The sequence below is a fragment of the Cupriavidus sp. 10L45 genome, from assembly GCF_056395225.1.
Map to the genome: position 1 here is coordinate 34,625 of NZ_JBFTJC010000018.1, position 16,232 is coordinate 50,856.

The 16,232-nt window shown below is 65.8% G+C and carries 16 protein-coding genes; 10 read left to right on the forward strand and 6 right to left on the reverse strand.

All coding sequences use genetic code 11. The features are described 5' to 3' along the window. Nucleotides 1-13 precede the first annotated feature (13 nt). The 6 genes from AC1DFU_RS25845 to aceA all read left to right on the forward strand — a co-directional run bounded on the left by AC1DFU_RS25845 (nucleotide 14) and on the right by aceA (nucleotide 6,496). Nucleotides 14-961, forward strand: a complete 948-nt coding sequence (locus AC1DFU_RS25845) for a CysB family HTH-type transcriptional regulator (protein WP_092289387.1) — start codon at nucleotides 14-16, stop codon at nucleotides 959-961. Nucleotides 962-1,285: 324 nt separating this feature from the next. After that, on the forward strand, nucleotides 1,286-2,443 hold the full coding sequence (locus AC1DFU_RS25850; RefSeq protein ID WP_092289385.1) for a sensor histidine kinase: 1,158 nt from the start codon (nucleotides 1,286-1,288) through the stop codon (nucleotides 2,441-2,443). A gap of 29 nt (nucleotides 2,444-2,472) precedes the next feature. Then, nucleotides 2,473-3,288 (forward strand): LytR/AlgR family response regulator transcription factor, encoded by an 816-nt coding sequence (locus AC1DFU_RS25855; protein ID WP_441593588.1) that lies wholly within the window; start codon nucleotides 2,473-2,475, stop codon nucleotides 3,286-3,288. Between the two features lie 80 nt (nucleotides 3,289-3,368). Beyond that, nucleotides 3,369-3,785, forward strand: coding sequence for a gamma-glutamylcyclotransferase family protein (locus AC1DFU_RS25860; RefSeq protein ID WP_092289381.1), 417 nt, complete (start codon nucleotides 3,369-3,371; stop codon nucleotides 3,783-3,785). A 120-nt stretch (nucleotides 3,786-3,905) separates the two neighbouring features. Continuing rightward, the gene (locus tag AC1DFU_RS25865) at nucleotides 3,906-4,901 is read left to right on the forward strand and encodes an alpha/beta fold hydrolase (RefSeq protein ID WP_441593589.1); all 996 of its coding nucleotides are present in this window, start codon (nucleotides 3,906-3,908) and stop codon (nucleotides 4,899-4,901) included. 299 nt (nucleotides 4,902-5,200) lie between these two features. Beyond that, the gene (gene aceA / locus AC1DFU_RS25870; protein ID WP_092289378.1) at nucleotides 5,201-6,496 is read left to right on the forward strand and encodes an isocitrate lyase; all 1,296 of its coding nucleotides are present in this window, start codon (nucleotides 5,201-5,203) and stop codon (nucleotides 6,494-6,496) included. A gap of 90 nt (nucleotides 6,497-6,586) precedes the next feature. On the opposite strand, the gene AC1DFU_RS25875 is transcribed toward aceA, so the two are convergent. From AC1DFU_RS25875 to AC1DFU_RS25890, 4 genes are all read right to left on the reverse strand, one after another. Beyond that, on the reverse strand, nucleotides 6,587-7,270 hold the full coding sequence (locus AC1DFU_RS25875; protein ID WP_441593590.1) for a hypothetical protein: 684 nt from the start codon (nucleotides 7,268-7,270) through the stop codon (nucleotides 6,587-6,589). 42 nt (nucleotides 7,271-7,312) lie between these two features. Further along, the gene (locus tag AC1DFU_RS25880; RefSeq protein ID WP_441593591.1) at nucleotides 7,313-8,818 is read right to left on the reverse strand and encodes a DUF3131 domain-containing protein; all 1,506 of its coding nucleotides are present in this window, start codon (nucleotides 8,816-8,818) and stop codon (nucleotides 7,313-7,315) included. Between the two features lie 331 nt (nucleotides 8,819-9,149). Next, entirely contained in the window at nucleotides 9,150-9,584 is a 435-nt protein-coding gene (locus AC1DFU_RS25885; RefSeq protein WP_092289374.1) for a universal stress protein, read from the reverse strand. 136 nt (nucleotides 9,585-9,720) lie between these two features. Further along, nucleotides 9,721-10,677: a LysR family transcriptional regulator gene (locus tag AC1DFU_RS25890; RefSeq protein ID WP_092289372.1), complete on the reverse strand. Its 957-nt coding sequence runs from the start codon at nucleotides 10,675-10,677 to the stop codon at nucleotides 9,721-9,723. Nucleotides 10,678-10,832: 155 nt separating this feature from the next. On the opposite strand from AC1DFU_RS25890, the gene AC1DFU_RS25895 reads away from it, so the two are divergent. Next, complete coding sequence (locus AC1DFU_RS25895; protein WP_441593592.1) at nucleotides 10,833-11,534, forward strand: haloacid dehalogenase type II; 702 nt, start codon at nucleotides 10,833-10,835, stop codon at nucleotides 11,532-11,534. Nucleotides 11,535-11,583: 49 nt separating this feature from the next. After that, nucleotides 11,584-13,170 (forward strand): malate synthase A, encoded by a 1,587-nt coding sequence (gene aceB, locus AC1DFU_RS25900; RefSeq protein ID WP_092289369.1) that lies wholly within the window; start codon nucleotides 11,584-11,586, stop codon nucleotides 13,168-13,170. A gap of 73 nt (nucleotides 13,171-13,243) precedes the next feature. Here aceB and AC1DFU_RS25905 read toward each other — a convergent pair whose 3' ends face one another. Further along, nucleotides 13,244-13,654, reverse strand: coding sequence for a VOC family protein (locus AC1DFU_RS25905; protein WP_092289367.1), 411 nt, complete (start codon nucleotides 13,652-13,654; stop codon nucleotides 13,244-13,246). A gap of 285 nt (nucleotides 13,655-13,939) precedes the next feature. Between AC1DFU_RS25905 and AC1DFU_RS25910 the strand changes: the two genes are divergently transcribed. Further along, nucleotides 13,940-14,410 carry an SRPBCC family protein gene (locus AC1DFU_RS25910; protein ID WP_092289366.1) on the forward strand — a complete coding sequence of 157 codons (471 nt, stop codon included), beginning with the start codon at nucleotides 13,940-13,942 and terminating at the stop codon, nucleotides 14,408-14,410. Continuing rightward, nucleotides 14,407-15,864 carry a DHA2 family efflux MFS transporter permease subunit gene (locus AC1DFU_RS25915; protein ID WP_255370646.1) on the forward strand — a complete coding sequence of 486 codons (1,458 nt, stop codon included), beginning with the start codon at nucleotides 14,407-14,409 and terminating at the stop codon, nucleotides 15,862-15,864. Before AC1DFU_RS25910 ends, AC1DFU_RS25915 begins: the two co-directional genes overlap by 4 nt. Nucleotides 15,865-15,871: 7 nt before the next feature. Here AC1DFU_RS25915 and AC1DFU_RS25920 read toward each other — a convergent pair whose 3' ends face one another. Beyond that, a complete protein-coding gene (locus AC1DFU_RS25920; RefSeq protein WP_092289362.1) occupies nucleotides 15,872-16,141 on the reverse strand; it encodes an acyl-CoA-binding protein in 270 nt (89 codons plus the stop codon). Nucleotides 16,142-16,232: the final 91 nt, after the last annotated feature.

Here is a 16,232-nt window from a genome sequence, read left to right on the forward strand (position 1 = left end):
CAGGAGCGCCCCCATGAACTTCCAGCAACTGAGATCGATCCGCGAGGCGGTGCGCCGTCAGTTCAACCTGACGGAAGTGGCCAATGCGCTCTATACGTCACAACCGGGCGTGTCGCGCCAGATCCGCGAACTCGAGGAAGAACTCGGCGTGGAGATCTTCGAACGCTACGGCAAGCGGCTGACCGGGCTGACCGAGCCGGGCCGCGAGATCGTCCGCATCGTCGAACGGCTATTGCTCGAGGCCGAGAACCTGCGCCAGGCCGGCGATGAGTTCGCGGGCCGCCATACCGGCCGCCTGACCGTGGCCACGACCCACACGCAGGCGCGCTATGCGCTGCCGAAGGTGGTGCAGAGCTTCCGCCGCGAATATCCCCATGTGACGCTGGCGCTGCAGGAGGCGTCGCCGTCCCATATCGTCGAATTGCTGCTGACCGGGCAGGCCGACATCGGCATCGCCACGGAGGCCGTGGCCAACGAGGCCGGGCTGACCTCGTTCGAGGCCTATAGCTGGCAGCACGTGCTGGTGGTCTCGCCCGAGCATCCGCTGACGCGGCTGCCCGAGCCGACGCTGGAGGACATCGCCAATTTCCCGATCATCACCTACGACGCCGGTTTCACCGGGCGCCGCAAGATCGACGGGGCGTTTGCCGATGCCGGTCTCCAGCCGGAAATCGTGCTGACGGCAATGGATGCCGACGTGATCAAGACCTATGCCGAGCTGGACCTGGGCGTGGGGATCATCGCCTCGATGGCCTACGACGCCCGCAAGGACGCCGGCCTGGTGCGGATCTCCGCCGACCATCTGTTCGAGCCGAACACGACCAGCGTGGCCGTGCGGCGAGGCGCCTACCTGCGCGGCTACGCGCACGCGTTCATCAATATGTTCGCGCCGCATCTGTCGCGCGACACGGTGTCCACGGCGCTGGCCGAGAGCGTCAACCGTCCGGCGCTGGCCGCCTGATCCTGCGCGAACGGCTTTCAAACGGCCGTTCGCGGGGTCGCCAACAACAGATCTCCCCAAAATCCTGCCTCCCGGTCGGCCCGGCGCACACTTCGCGCCGTGTGCCGCCGTTTCGTCGCACGATGCTTCCTTCCTCGCCGCGTCCGGCGTAAAGTGCCCTCACGCAGACCGCCTTTTAAGCAAATTGCGATAACAGGCGGATGCATGCTGCAGTGCATCATCAGAATGCCACGCGGCCATTGCCGTGAATCAACGAGGAGGGAAGACCATGCGGCAAATCCATGTCGCCGGGGACGGGTGCGTCATCCTGGCGGACGTCCGCCTATGAAGCGCTGCCTCTCCACCGCGCTGCCATCGCGGCTGAATATCCTTGGCCGCGACCTGCTGTTCGTGCTTTGCATGAACACGGTGATCGCCGTCAGCCTGAACTACGGCTTCCAGACGGGTGGCACCTTCGCGCACAACTTCCTCTATAGCCAGCTGATTGGCCTGTCGATCTGGGTCTTTATCGACGTGCCGCGCGTGCTGATCTGGTGGAACGACCGCCCGCGCCGCTGGCCGTTCATGTGCCTGGCCGTGGTGGCCGTGCCGCTGGGCGTGGTGCTCGGTAGCTGGGCCACGCGCGCGCTGCTGGGGCTGCCGGTCAAGTCGCAGGCCGAGACCGGCGACATGCTGCGCATGTGCCTGGTGGTGGGCATGCTGGCCTCGGCGAGCATGATCTATTTCTACTGGTCGCGCGAGAAGCTGGCCTACCTGGAACGGCAGGCCGCGCTGGACGCGCTCCAGCGCGAAGAATCCGAGAAGCAGCTCGTGCGCGCCCAGCTGATGGCGCTGCAGGCGCAGATCGAACCCCATTTCCTGTTCAACTCGCTGGCCAACCTCGACGGGCTGATCGCCACCGATCCGCGCGCGGCGCGGCAACTGCTGCAGCGGCTGATCGGCTTCCTGCGCATGTCGCTGCAACACACGCGGGCGGAGCAGTGCACGCTGAAGCAGGAGTTCGAGCTGCTGCGCAGCTATCTCGATATCCAGGGCATGCGCTTTGGCGCGCGGCTCGACTTCCAGATCGACCTGCCGCCGGCGCTGGCCGAGGCCGAGATTCCGCCGATGCTGATCCAGCCGCTGGTGGAGAACGCGGTGACGCACGGCATCGAGCCTTGCATGCGGGGCGGCAAGATCACGCTGTCTGCCCGGGAAGCCGGCGACGGCAGCGTGCAGGTCATCATCGCCGATACCGGCGTGGGCTTCTGCCAGGGCCACAGCAAGGGCTCGGGCATGGGTCTGACCCATGTGCGCGAGCGCCTGGCGCGGATCTTCGGCGCCACAGCCAGCATGCAGATGGAAGAAAACACCCCGCGCGGCGTGGTGGTGCGGGTGACGCTGCCGCTGGTACGGCGGACCGATCCCACGCTCGCCCCCGTGCGCGCTCCCGCGCAAGGTAGCGCGCCGGCCATGGCCGCGCCTGCCGTTTCCAGTTCCTGATTCCTTTCTGCCTCCCCGAGTCCGACCCCATGAGTCCGACCCTGCTGATCGCTGACGACGAACTGCTGCTGGCCCGCGTGCTGGCGTCCGAACTGGCCGGGCTCTGGCCCGAGGCGAATATCGTCGCCGTGGTCCATGACGGCGTGGCGGCGCTCGATGCCGCGCGCGAACATCGGCCCGACGTGGCCTTCCTCGACATCCGCATGCCCGGCATGAGCGGCATGGACGTGGCGCGCGAACTGATCGAGTTCGACGACCCGCCGCTGGTGGTCTTCGTCACCGCCTACGACCAGTTCGCGCTGGAAGCCTTCGAGCGCGCCGCCGTGGACTACGTGCTGAAGCCGGTGCAGCGCGAGCGGCTGGAGGCCACCGTCTGCCGGCTCAAGGCGCGCATGGAGGCCCGGGACAGCAGCCACGAGACCCACGACGTGGGCGCGATGGTCGATGCAGACAAGCTCGCGCAACTGCTGCACCGGCTGGAGTCGCTCGAGAACCAGACCCCGACGCGTTCCGCCGGGCAGTATTTGCGCTTTATCAAGGCGCTGGTGGGGCAGGAGGTCCGCATCATCCCGGTGGACGAAGTGGTCTACCTCGAAGCCACCGACAAGTACGTGAACGTGGTCTCCACCAGCGGCGAGGCGCTGATCCGCACCAGCCTGCGCGAACTGGCGCAGCAGCTGGACCCGGACCGCTTCTGGCAGATCCATCGCGGCACGGTGGTCAATATCGACTGCGTGGCCAGCGCGATCCCCCAGTCGCTGGGCCGGCTCTCGCTGCGGCTGCGCGACCGCGAGGAAGTGCTGCCGGTGGCGCGGCAGTACGCGCACCTGTTCAAGCAGATGTAAGGCGGCAGGCCGCCTCAATCCGCCATATTTCCTCTACCATGGCCGCTTCCCGAGTGGCTATTTTCCGAGGAGACGTCCTGATGCCCCGCGTTTTCGTCTACGGTACGCTGCGTGCCGGCGAGGTCAACGACCTGAACCGCGCGGCTGCGCGCCATGGCATTGCCGCGCCGACGCTGATCGGCACGGGCGTGCTGGCGGGCCGGCTGTATGACTTCGGCACCTATCCGGGGCTTGTGCCTGACGCGGCGGCCGGGCCGGTGACCGGCGATCTCTACGACATCCCCGACGCGCTGCTGCCCGTGCTCGACGAGATCGAGGAGGTCTACCCGGGTCAGGCCACGCTGTTCCTGCGCGAATCCTGCATCGTCGACTGCAACGGCGCGCCCATCGAATGTCTGCTGTATCCGGTGGCCGATGCTGCCGTGGCCGGGCTCGCCCGTATCGACAGCGGCGACTGGGTGGCCTACCGCAAGGCCCGCGACGGCGTGGCGGCCTGATCCAGACTTGTCACGTTTCAAACACCGTCGCGCGGCTCGCGGCGGTGCGGCGTTCGGCGTAGCATGGATCGACGATGACAGCACCGGCTGTCATCGCGCCATCCCCGGAGCCTGCCGCCGATGCCTGCCAGCCATCCCCTGCATATAGATATAGAGCGAGACGGGCCGCAGCCGTATCCCTATCCGGCCTGCCAGTTCCACGTCCAGTCCGGCACCGTACGGCTGGCGGCAACGGCGTGGGGCGATCCCGCCAAGCCAGTGGTGGTGCTGGTGCACGGCTACCCGGACAACAGCCACGTCTGGCACGGCGTGGCCGAGGCGCTGGCCGACCGCTTCCATGTGATTGCGTACGACGTGCGCGGCGCTGGGGCCTCGGACGTGCCGCCGCGCGTGGATGACTACCGGCTGGAACGGCTCGCCGATGATTTCATCGCGGTCATCGACGCCGTGGCGCCAGATCGGCGCGTGCATCTGGTCGGCCACGACTGGGGATCGATCCAGGGCTGGGAATTCGTGACCGACCCGCGCCTCTACGGGCGCATCGCGTCGTTCACCTCGTGCTCGGGGCCGTGCCTCGACCATGCCGCCAGCGCGCTGCGCACATCGGAGCGGCGCACGTGGGCGCAGCGGCGCGCCACGCTGCGGCAGGCGCTGGCCTCGTGGTACATCGTCTTCTTCCATATTCCCAAGCTGCCCGAATGGCACTGGCGCCTCTGGCTCGGGCGCGGCTGGACACACTGGCTGCGCCATACCGAGGGGCTGTTCGCGCCGCCCAATCCCACGCAGACCGCCGATGGCATCCATGGCCTGCGGCTCTATCGCGCCAACTTCCGCGCCCGGCTGCGCGCCCCGCGCGAGCGCCGGGCCCATGCGCCGGTGCAGGTCATCGTGCCGACGCTGGACCGCTACGTGCGTCCCGCACTCACCGAGAACCACGGCAAATGGGTGGCGGACCTCTGGCGCCGGCAGGTGGAGGCCCACCACTGGCTGCCGCTGGCCCAGCCCCGGCGCATGGCGACGATGGTCAGCGAATTTGTCGACCATCTGGAAGGCGCACCGGCGTCGCCGGACCTCGCAAAAGCCCGAGTGTCGTCCTCGGCTGCCAATATTTCATGATGTGGAAAGCTGTTTTGGTGCGCAAAAATACATGGGTGCGCGGCACAACGGGCATTTCTCATCATGAAAGATTGCGTGCCGCATCGTGAAAATTGTTTTTCAACATACTGATTATTAAGGATTAAAAATCTCTGCCTGACGATGAATGAGCGCTGTTGCGACGCGGGAAGCTTCCCTACACTCTTATATAAGACACATGACCTGAGACGCCAAAATCACGGCGACGCAGGGTGTCACAAGATCCGAAGCCAAGTACCCGAATTTTCGCCAACTACCCATCTGTCATCAGGAGAGTGAACATGACTTCCCGCCAACAACAAATCGACGCCCTGCAAAAAGACTGGGACACCAACCCCCGCTGGAAGGGCATTCAACGTCACTACACCGCCGAAGACGTGGTGCGCCTGCGCGGCTCGGTCCAGATCGAGCACACGCTGGCCCGCCGCGGCGCCGACAAGCTCTGGCACCTGCTGAACACCGAGCCGTTCGTCAACACGCTCGGCGCGCTGACCGGCAACCAGGCCATGCAACAGGTGAAGGCCGGCCTGAAGGCCATCTACCTGTCCGGCTGGCAAGTGGCCGGCGACGCCAACCTGGCCGGCGAGATGTACCCGGACCAGTCGCTGTACCCGGCCAACTCGGTGCCGATGGTGGTCAAGCGCATCAACAACACGTTCCAGCGCGCCGACCAGATCCAGTGGAGCGAAGGCAAGGGTGACACCGACTTCTTCGCCCCGATCGTGGCCGATGCCGAAGCCGGTTTCGGTGGTGTGCTGAATGCGTTCGAACTGATGAAGTCGATGATCGACGCGGGCGCCGCCGGCGTTCACTTCGAAGACCAGCTCGCCTCGGTGAAGAAGTGCGGCCACATGGGTGGCAAGGTGCTCGTGCCGACGCGTGAAGCCGTGGCCAAGCTGACGGCCGCGCGCCTGGCTGCCGACGTCTCGGGCACCCCGACGCTGGTGATCGCCCGGACCGACGCCGAAGCCGCCGACCTGCTGACCTCGGACGTGGACGAGCGCGACCAGCCGTTCCTGACCGGCGAACGCACCGTGGAAGGCTTCTATCGCACCAAGCCGGGCATCGAGCAGTCCATCGCCCGTGCACTGGCCTACGCCGAAGTGGCTGACCTGGTGTGGTGCGAAACCGGCAAGCCGGACCTGGAGTTCGCCAAAAAGTTTGCCGAGGCCGTCCACGCCAAGTTCCCGGGCAAGATGCTGGCCTACAATTGCTCGCCGTCGTTCAACTGGAAGAAGAACCTCGACGACGCCACGATCGCCAAGTTCCAGAAGGAACTGGGCGCGATGGGCTACAAGTTCCAGTTCATCACGCTGGCTGGCTTCCACTCGCTGAACTACTCGATGTTCAACCTGGCCCACGGCTACGCCCGCAACCAGATGAGCGCGTTCGTGGAACTGCAGGAGAACGAGTTCGCCGCGGCCGAGAAGGGCTTCACCGCCGTCAAGCACCAGCGCGAAGTGGGCACCGGTTACTTCGACGCCGTGACGCAGGCCATCGAAGGCGGCCAGTCGTCGACGACCGCGCTGAAGGGCTCGACCGAAGACGAGCAGTTCTTCGACAAGAAGGTGGCCTGATACCTGGCTAGTCGTCGATAAGGCGACAAAACGCCGCGCCGTCCGGTAGGGGACGGCGCGGCGTTTTTCATTCCGGGGACGGCAGCCGGACTAGGGCTGCTGCGCCGGGATGCTGAATTCCTCGATCTCCAGCAGCGGCTGGAGGATGTGGCCCCATTCCTTGTCGACGTAACCACGCAGCTTGCCATCGGTTAGATAGTTGGCCACGGCGCCCAGTGCCAGCGAGTTGTCGAGGTACAGCGCGCAGTTGGATACGACGCCGGTCTGCACGTCGACACTGTCCATCAGGCCGTATGTCGGATGGTTCAGGGTGGGGAAGTTGGCCGTCAGTTTGCGCATGGCGTCGATCACGGCTTCGGGCGATACCACCGGGCCGGCACGGGTGGACTCGCGCTGCCCCACCGGACGGTAGCCGCCAGCCACGGACAGCGGCGGTGCGCCGTACTCGGTGTACCCGCCCGTGGCCGGAATGGTGGCGGGCGAGAAGCCCCAGTAGCCGAACTGGTCGAGCCCATACTGGATCTGCGCCTTGGCCATGTTCGGATGCGAGCGCGCCCAGCTGTTGATGCCCCATTTCTGCTCGTTGATCATGATCGGTACGGCAAAGGTCTCGAACACGGAGCCGCCCCAGGTCTGGATGAAGGACTGCCCCCCGAAGCTGCGCGAGGCCTCGTAGACGCGCACGCCTTCATAGGTGCGGTACTTCGACTGGTCGATGCTGCGCTCGGCCCATTCCGGCACGCGGTCGAGGTGGAAGTACTGGCTGCGCGGCACATTGCCGAGCGCGATGGCCGCATGGCTGATCAGCCACCATTTTTAGCCCTGCTGCGCAGGCTCCGCCGGGATGCTGAATTCCTCGATCTCCAGCAGGGGCTGCAGTGCATGGCCCCATTCCTTGTCCACATAGCCGCGCAGCTTGCCATCGGTCAGGTAGTTGGTCACGGCGCCCAGCGCCCAACCGACGTTGCCGGCGAGCAGGCACTTGGAAACGGTGCCGTTTTCCACGTCGACACTGTCCATCAGGCCGTATTGCGGGTGGTTCAGCGTGGGGAAGTTGTCGAGCAGCTTTTTCATGTTGGCCATCACCGCCTCGGGGTCCTCCTCGATCAACAGCAGGACCGAGTAGAGCGACACCACCGGGCCGGCACGGGTCGCCACGTGTTGCCCGCGCGGGTTGTAGCCGGAGCCGCCCAGCGAAGCCGGCGGCGTGCCGTACTCGGTGTATCCGGCGTTGGCCGGCACGGAAGCGGGCGAAAAGCCCCAGTAGCCAAAGGTGTCGAGGCCGTACTTGATCTGCGTCTTGGCCATGTTCGGATGCGAGCGCCCCCAGCTGTTGGGGCCCCATTTGGATTCGGAAATCACCACGGGCACCGCGAACGATTCGAACACCGAGCCGCCGTTGGTCGGCATGAAATGCCGGCCGTCATAGGAGCGGGTGCCTTCATATACCCGGACGCCCTCGTAGGTGCGGAACTTCGCCGGGTCCTGCGAGCGCTCGGCCCAGGTCGGTACGCGGCCGATGTTGAAATACTGGCTGCGCGGCACGGTTCCGAGGGCGATGCCGACATAGGCCAGCAGCCGTGTCTCGCCGAGCAGGCCGTAGGTCATCCCCGAATATGTCTGCGTCTTGGGATTGAAGGAGATCTCGTATTGCTGTTTTTGCGGATGCACCATGGTCTCGAAGCGCATCTGGCCGAGGATGGCGCCAGCCTGCGCGGCGAGCTCGGGGTACGCCTGTTTGGCCATGGCGAGGCTGACCGCCAGCCAGGCATTCTCGATCGAACCCACATCGCCGGAGGGTACGGCTGTCCGGTTGTCCGTGGTGCCATGGAACAGGCCACCGGGCGCGCCATTCTGCCGGGCTGTTGCTTGCAGCACGGCGAGGGAGTCCAGATGGCGCGCCACGCGCCGCTGGGCTTCGGCGGCGTCCAGCAGGCCGAGATCACGCGCGGCAGTCACGTTCCAGATGAACTGGCCGAGGTTGCCGGTGAACACCCAGCCCACCGGGCTGGCCACGCCTTGCGCGTTCATGCAGGACTTGTTGACCGGCAGCGCGCGGCCAGGGTCCAGCGTTTCGGCGGACTTCCATAGGGCTTCGGCGTATACGCGAGCCTGCGTTTTCAGTACCGAGTCCCGCGTGATCACTTCTGTCTCGGTGGGCGGTCCCGGGTGGGGAACGGGCGGGATCGGCTGCGGCTCGGGCGGGACGGGAACAGGGGCCGGTGGCGTGGGCGCAGGCGCGGGTAGCTCCGGCGTGGGGGGCGTTGGCGCGGGTTCGACGTTGGGCGGCAGCGGGGCCGGGCCCGCCTCGGGTTGGGTCACGGAGATGTCCGTGCCAATCGGTTCCGAATCGTCGCCGCCCCCACCGCAGGCGGCCAGCAGCGCACTGACGCCAAGACAGATTGCTCGGCGGGTCAAGGGGCGGACGTAAAGATCGATTGCCATCATGCTCTTCCCAGTTGGAAATGGATGATGGATTCTCGTCAACGGCGGGGATCAAGAGAATCGTAGTTCGTCCAATTCCTAGGGCCAATCGGCACAATCCTGGCGGAATTGCGATGCGGCGATGACATATGAAGCAACAAGGCCGCGCATGTTGCCGTGCGCGGCCTTGATGTGAACTGACGCGGCGGGATGCCGCTGGTTCAGCGTGTCATCGATAAACGATGACCGGGATGTCGGTGTGAGTCAGGACCTTCTGGGTTTCGCTGCCGAGCAGCAGGCCGGACAGTCCGCGCCGGCCGTGCGAAGCCATGAAGATCACGTCGCAGCCATGGCGTTCGGCCGCGTCGATGATGCCGAGGTAGGGCACCGCGAAGGTGGTCATATCGGCGTCGAACGGCAGGCCATCGGCCACGGCGGCGGTCTCGATCTCCTTCAGGTAGAGCCGCGCCTGATTCTCGATCCGGTCCCGGAAGGCTTGCGGGGCCTCGACGACAATCTCGCTAAACGGCGTGTAGGGGTATTCCTCCAGACAGACATAGGCGGTGACCCGGGCACCAATCGCCTTGGCCAGCTCCAGGCCGCCATTGATGGCCTTTTTGGAGAGTTCCGACCCGTCGGTGGGCAACAGGATGTGCTTGAACATGCCATACCTCCTTTCACGAATTTAAAGATTTCACGATAAGGCGGGGCAGGCCAGACGGCGCCTGTCTGATTGGATTGTAGTCAGTGTGAAGCAGTCGCCATTGCGGAATATCAATGTTTACAGTGGGTGAAACCACCTATGCCACGGCGGCGGACGCCTCGGCGGCGGCGCTGGTCGGCGCCTGCTCGGCGCGGCGCCAGTAGGCCGGGTTGCCGTAGGTGTGCTTCAGATGGTCGATGAACAGCCGTACGCGCAGCGGCAGGTGCTTGCGCTGGGGGAACACCGCGTGGATGCCGATGGGCGGCGCCTGGAAGTCGTCGAGCACGGTGACAAGCCGGCCGCTGGCGATTTCCTGGCCCACCTCCCACCAGGACCGCCACGCCAGCCCATGGCCTTCGAGGCACCACGCGTGCAGCACGGCGCCGTCGGTGCATTCCATATTGCCGCCCACCTTGACCGTGACCGCGCGCCCATCCTGCTGGAACACCCAGCCGCGCTGCACGTTGGCACTGGCGCCGAAAGCCAGGCAATTGTGGCGTGACAGGTCCTCCGGCAGCTTCGGCGTGCCGGCGCGGGCCAGATAGCCGGGGGAGGCCACCACCACGCGGCGGTTTTCCGCCAGGCGGATCGAGACGAGGCTGGAATCGGGCAGGTCACCGAGGCGGATGGCGCAGTCAAAGCCTTCGTTGACGAGATCGACCACCCGATCGGAGAGGTCGAGCGTAAGCGTCACGTCCGGGTGCGATTCGATGAACAGCGGCACCACCGGCGCCACATGCTTGCGGCCGAAGCCAGCCGGGGCGGTCACCCGCAGGTGGCCGCTGGCCTTGACGCCGCCGGCCGAGACGCTGGCCTCGGCGTTGTGCAGGTCGTTCAGGATGCGCTGGCAGTCCTCGAGGAAGGCGGAGCCTTCGAACGTCAGCGTGATCTTGCGTGTGGTGCGCACCAGCAGCTTCACGCCGAGCCGTTCTTCCAGCGCATCGATGCGACGCCCGATGATCGCCGGCGCCACGCCTTCGGCGGCGGCGGCAGCCGAGAGGCTGCCACGTGACGCGACCGATACAAAAGTCTCCAATTGCTTGAAATGATCCACGAAAGCTCGCCGGTTAATACACAGTCTTGTGCGGATCGGCCAAGATTAGTTGCCCAAAAGTAAAAGATCAAGTGACCCGGTGCGACTTTGCCGCACTGCAACGACTGACTACAATCGGATGCATTCAACGGTGTACAGGCCCATTCAGTCCCTCCATGAACAAGATCCGCGCGGTGGTGTTCGATGCCTACGGCACGCTGTTCGACGTGTATTCGGTCACGGCGCGCGCGGAGCAGTTGTTTCCCGGCAAGGGAGAGGCCCTGGCGCTGTTGTGGCGCGAACGCCAGATCGACTACACGCGGCTGCGCACCATGGCCGCGCCGGACGGCGCGCTGTACAAGCCATTCTGGGCGCTGACCGTGGATGCGCTGCGCTACGCCGCGGAGCGCCTCGGGCTGAAGCTGGGCGAGGCCACCGAGGCGCAACTGCTCAAGGAGTACGCCTGCCTTTCGGCCTTCCCCGAGAACCTCGGCGCGCTCAAGCGGCTGCGCCGCGCGGGGCTGCCGCTGGGCATCCTGTCGAATGGCAACCCCGAGATGCTCGACATCTCGGTCAAGAGCGCAGGCATGCACGGGTTGTTCGACCATGTGCTGTCGGTCGATGCGGTGCGCCAGTACAAGACCGCGCCGGCCGCCTACGCGCTGGGGCCGCAGGCCTTCGACCTGCCCGCCGGGGACATCGCCTTCGTGTCCTCGAACGGCTGGGACGCGTGCGGTGCCACCTGGTATGGCTACAAGACTTTCTGGATCAACCGTGCCGGCCACCCGGCGGAGCGCCTGGACGTGGCGCCCACCGGCACCGGGCACGACATGAACGACCTGCTGGCCTTCCTCGCCGCCTCCGGCGTCGCGGTCTGACGGACGGGTCCACCCAACAACACACCATCGCACACACAGGAGAAGACTGATGGCTATCACGCTGCCCGCGGGCATGAAGATTACCGGCGACATCCTGCCGGCCTACGAAGACATCCTCACGCCGGAAGCCCTGGCCCTGGTCGACAAGCTGCATCGCGCCTTCGAGCCGCGCCGCCAGGAACTGCTGGCCGCCCGCGTGGCGCGCGCCAAGCGCCTGGATGCCGGCGAACTCCCGGACTTCCTGCCGGAGACCAAGAGCGTCCGCGAAGGCGAATGGAAGGTGGCACCGGTGCCGCAGGCGCTGGAGTGCCGTCGTGTGGAAATCACCGGTCCGGTGGAAGCCAAGATGGTGATCAACGCCTTCAACTCGGGCGCTGACAGCTACATGACGGACTTCGAGGACTCCAACACCCCGAACTGGCACAACCAGATGCAGGGCCAGGTGAACCTGAAGGCCGCCGTGCGCCGCACGCTGACGCTGGACTCCAACGGCAAGCACTACAAGCTCAACGACAAGATCGCCACGCTGCAGGTGCGCCCGCGCGGCTGGCACCTGGAAGAGAAGCACGTCACCATCGACGGCAAGCGCATCTCGGGCGGCATCTTCGACTTCGCACTGTTCCTGTTCCACAACGCCCGCGAGCAGATCGCGCGTGGCGCCGGCCCGTTCTTCTACCTGCCGAAGATGGAAAGCCACCTGGAGGCCCGCCTCTGGAACGACATCTTCGTGATGGCCCAGAACGAGATTGGCCTGCCGCAGGGCACGGTCAAGGCCACGGTGCTGATCGAGACCATCCTGGCCGCGTTCGAGATGGAGGAAATCCTCTATGAACTGCGCGACCACAGCGCTGGCCTGAACGCCGGCCGCTGGGACTACATCTTCTCGTGCATCAAGAAGTTCAAGGTGGACAAGGACTTCTGCCTGGCAGACCGCGCCAAGGTCACGATGACCGCGCCGTTCATGCGCGCCTACGCGCTGCTGCTGCTGAAGACCTGCCACAAGCGCGGTGCGCCCGCGATTGGCGGCATGAGCGCCCTGATCCCGATCAAGAACGATCCGGAAAAGAACGCCATCGCCATGGAAGGCATCATCAGCGACAAGCGCCGTGACGCTACCGATGGCTACGACGGCGGCTGGGTGGCCCACCCGGGTCTGGTCGCGCCGGCGATGAAGGAATTTGTGGAAGTGCTCGGCGACAAGCCGAACCAGTTCGAGAAGCAGCGTCCGGACGTGAACGTGAAGGGCGCCGACCTGCTCGACTTCAAGCCCGAGGCCCCGATCACCGAGCACGGCCTGCGCATGAACATCAACGTGGGCATCCATTACCTGGGCGCCTGGCTGGCCGGCAACGGCTGCGTGCCGATCCACAACCTGATGGAAGATGCCGCCACGGCCGAGATCTCGCGCTCGCAGGTCTGGCAATGGATCCGCTCGCCGAAGGGCAAGCTGGAAGACGGCCGCAAGGTGACCGCCGAGCTGGTGCGCGCGCTGATTCCGGAAGAACTGGCCAAGGTGAAGGCACTCGTGGGTGGCGATACCAGCACTTATGATCGCGCCGCGCAGATCTTCGAGGAAATGTCGACGTCGGAAGACTTCGCCGAATTCCTGACGCTGCCGCTGTACGAGGAAGTCTGAGTTTCTTCAGGCTTGCAATGAAAAACCCCACGGTTCGCGCCGTGGGGTTTTTTGTTTGTGGCTGGCTCGTGGGTCAGGGGCCCGCCACGGCGCCGTAGCCCCGGCCCCGCCATTCGATGAAGCACAGGCCATGGCCGAACGGGTCGGACAGGCGGGCCTGCCGGCCCCAGTCGAAGTCCTGCGGCCAGTCCTCGATCTCGGCGCCGGCGCCCAGCGCGCGCTCGATGGCCGCTTCGAGGTTTTCCACCACGAAGTCCAGGTGCACGGGGGTCCAGTGCCGCGCGTAGTCGCGCCGCGCATCGGCCCGCGCCGTGGCCACCGTGCCGGCCTCCTTGGCCAGCAGGTAGATCGGCGCGCAGGCGCCGTGCATTTCCGCCACGCTGTTGTCGAACAGCCGGCGGCCCAGCCGCAATCCCAGTCCTGCTTCGTAGAAGCCGATGCCGTGTTCGAGGTCATCGACGTCGATATTGATCAGCAACTCCATGCCAGCCTCCTGCTTCATGAGCGTTCTCGGGCGTGGCGGCGGCCAGTGTCGGTTCGTGCTTTTCCACTTCTGTCCGCTCCTGACGGCTCCTGACGCCTTCCTTGCCCGGGCCAGCATTGTGCGCCGGCACTCCTGACAATAGCTGTCAGGAGTGATGCCAGTCCGGACAGGATCATCGATGCGCTGCATGGCGGCTATGAGATGACTCTGAAAAGGAAAGCGCGGACCGCCGCGGCGCGCAAGGAGCCTTCATAATATGGACATTCACGAGATTGGAGAGTCAAGTTGCGTTTTGAACACCTGGTGGAGATCAATGACCCAGGCAATCCCACGCTGGAGCCGCTGACCGCTGAACAGCTGTGGCAGGGCCTGGTGCTGCGGGCCGAGTCGCCCGAGTTGTTCGTCCTGGGGCTGGAGCGCGCCGAGGTATTGGCGCGGGGCGATGGCTGGCTGGACCGCGTGCTGCATTTCGGAAAGACGTCGATACAGGACCGCGTGGTATTCGAGCCACGGCGCGCGGTGCGCTATGAGACTGCGGCCACGGCCGAGCATGCCGGCGGCAGGCTGTCGATGAGCATCGAGACCCCCGCGCCGGGCGCGCTGCTGGTGCGTTTCATCTATGAAACGACCCTGCCCGACACGGATGACAGCGGCGACGACCGCTATGCGGAGATCGTCAAGTCGGCATACCACGAGGCGGACCTCGACACGGTGCGCAAGATCCGGGAGATCGCTCACACCGGGCGGCTCGGGTGACGGGCTCGCAGCCGGCCGGCGGGCCGACACGCGCCGTGCTGCGCGCCCGCTATGGCGAGCGCCTGCGCTGGCTGATCCTGGTCACGCTGATGCTGGGCACGATGTCGTCCATCGTGTCCTCGACCATCGTCAACGTGGCCGTGCCGGACCTGAGCCGGCATTTCCACCTTGGCCAGGAGCGCGCGCAGTGGGTGGCGGCCAGTTTCATGATCGCCATGACGCTGTCGATGCTGCTCACGCCGTGGCTGCTGAACCGATTCGGGCTGCGCCGCACCTTCGTCGGCAGCCTGTTGCTGCTGGGCGCGGGCGGGCTGATTGGCGGGTTTTCGCCCACCTTCGGCGTGATGCTGGCCATGCGCGTGGCCGAGGGCATCGCGGCCGGCATCATGCAGCCGCTGCCCAATATTTTCATCCTGCGCGTGTTCGAAGAACGCGAGCAGGGCAAGGCGCTGAGTCTGTTCGGCTTCGGCGTGGTGCTGGCGCCAGCCATCGGCCCAAGCGTGGGCGGCTTCCTCGTGGAGACCTTCGGCTGGCGCTCGATCTTCTTCGTGGTGGTGCCGCTGACCCTCATCGGCCTGTGGATGGCGCGCCGCTATATGGCCGTGGACTCGGCGATGATCGGCGAGCGGAAGGCACTCGACTGGCGCGGGCTGGCGCTGGCCGGCGTGGCCACCGTGACGCTGCTCAACGGGCTGGTGGAAATGCGCGAGAACGTGCCGGCCGGACTGGCGCTGGCCGGGCTGGGCGTCTTGCTGCTGGCGGGCTTCGTGGTCTGGCAGCTGCGCGCGCCCGAGCCGCTGATGGATATGCGGCTCTACAGCTACCGCCAGTTCTCGGCCGGGGCCGTGGTGGCGTTTATCTATGGCGCCGGGCTGTTCGGTTCCACCTACCTGCTGCCGGTCTACATGCAGATGGCGCTGGCCTATACGCCGTCGCAGGCGGGCATCGTGCTGATGCCGGCCGGCATTGTGCTGGCGGTGACGATTGCGGTGGCGGGGCGGCTGACCAACTACATCTTGCCGCACCGGCAGGTGTCGTTCGGGCTGGCGCTGCTGGCGGCGTCGTTCCTGCTGATGGCCACCGGGTCGATGGCCACGCCTTACCTGCTGCTGGTGCTCTATGCGGTGATTGGGCGGATCGGGCTCGGCTCCATCCTGCCGTCGCTGACGCTCGGGTCGATGCGCGGGGTGGATTTCTCGCTGATCGCCCAAGGCTCGAGCTGCATCAATTTCCTGCGGCAGCTTGGCGGGGCGATCGGGGTGAGTCTGGCGGGGGTGGGGCTGCAGTGGCGGCTGGCGGAGCACGGCGCGGTGCTCGGGCCGGGTGGCGATCCGGTCGCCCGGATCGCGGCATTCGATGAGACCTTCCTGGCCGTGGGCGTGGTGATCGCCACGGCGATCCTGGCCGCGTGGCGTATCCGGCCGAAGCCGATGCCGGTCGGGGCAGGGGCCTAGCGGGGGCTTAGCTGGCGGTGCCTGCCAGCAGTTCGCCGACCAGTTCGACGTATTTCTGCTTGGCGTCGTCCTGGCTGGTGCCCTTGAGGGCTTCCCAGGCTTCGAACTTGTAGCGGCCGACGAAGTCGGTCATGCCGGGCTTGTCGCCGTGGGCGTCGCCCTCGGCACCCTGCTTGTAAAGCGCGTAGAGGCGCAGCAGCGTCATATTGTTGGGACGCTCGCTCAGGGTCTTGACGTCGATTAGGGCCTGGTCGAAGCGGGCCTGCAGGTCGCTCATGGTGTCTCCGGGTAATGAGTGGGCGTAGAAGTGCGATGATAGCCGCCGCGCCGCGCCGTTTGCGGCGGAAAAACCGAAGAAGCCTTCGGTC

What these genes read in the sequence shown, in the direction of transcription:
- AC1DFU_RS25845 (WP_092289387.1), top strand. Translation starts at nt 14, where the DNA reads ATGAACTTCCAGCAACTGAGATCGATCCGCGAGGCGGTGCGCCGTCAG.
- AC1DFU_RS25850 (WP_092289385.1), top strand. Translation starts at nt 1,286, where the DNA reads ATGAAGCGCTGCCTCTCCACCGCGCTGCCATCGCGGCTGAATATCCTT.
- AC1DFU_RS25855 (WP_441593588.1), top strand. Translation starts at nt 2,473, where the DNA reads ATGAGTCCGACCCTGCTGATCGCTGACGACGAACTGCTGCTGGCCCGC.
- AC1DFU_RS25860 (WP_092289381.1), top strand. Translation starts at nt 3,369, where the DNA reads ATGCCCCGCGTTTTCGTCTACGGTACGCTGCGTGCCGGCGAGGTCAAC.
- AC1DFU_RS25865 (WP_441593589.1), top strand. Translation starts at nt 3,906, where the DNA reads ATGCCTGCCAGCCATCCCCTGCATATAGATATAGAGCGAGACGGGCCG.
- aceA (WP_092289378.1), top strand. Translation starts at nt 5,201, where the DNA reads ATGACTTCCCGCCAACAACAAATCGACGCCCTGCAAAAAGACTGGGAC.
- AC1DFU_RS25885 (WP_092289374.1), bottom strand. Translation starts at nt 9,584, where the DNA reads ATGTTCAAGCACATCCTGTTGCCCACCGACGGGTCGGAACTCTCCAAA.
- AC1DFU_RS25895 (WP_441593592.1), top strand. Translation starts at nt 10,833, where the DNA reads ATGAACAAGATCCGCGCGGTGGTGTTCGATGCCTACGGCACGCTGTTC.
- aceB (WP_092289369.1), top strand. Translation starts at nt 11,584, where the DNA reads ATGGCTATCACGCTGCCCGCGGGCATGAAGATTACCGGCGACATCCTG.
- AC1DFU_RS25905 (WP_092289367.1), bottom strand. Translation starts at nt 13,654, where the DNA reads ATGGAGTTGCTGATCAATATCGACGTCGATGACCTCGAACACGGCATC.
- AC1DFU_RS25920 (WP_092289362.1), bottom strand. Translation starts at nt 16,141, where the DNA reads ATGAGCGACCTGCAGGCCCGCTTCGACCAGGCCCTAATCGACGTCAAG.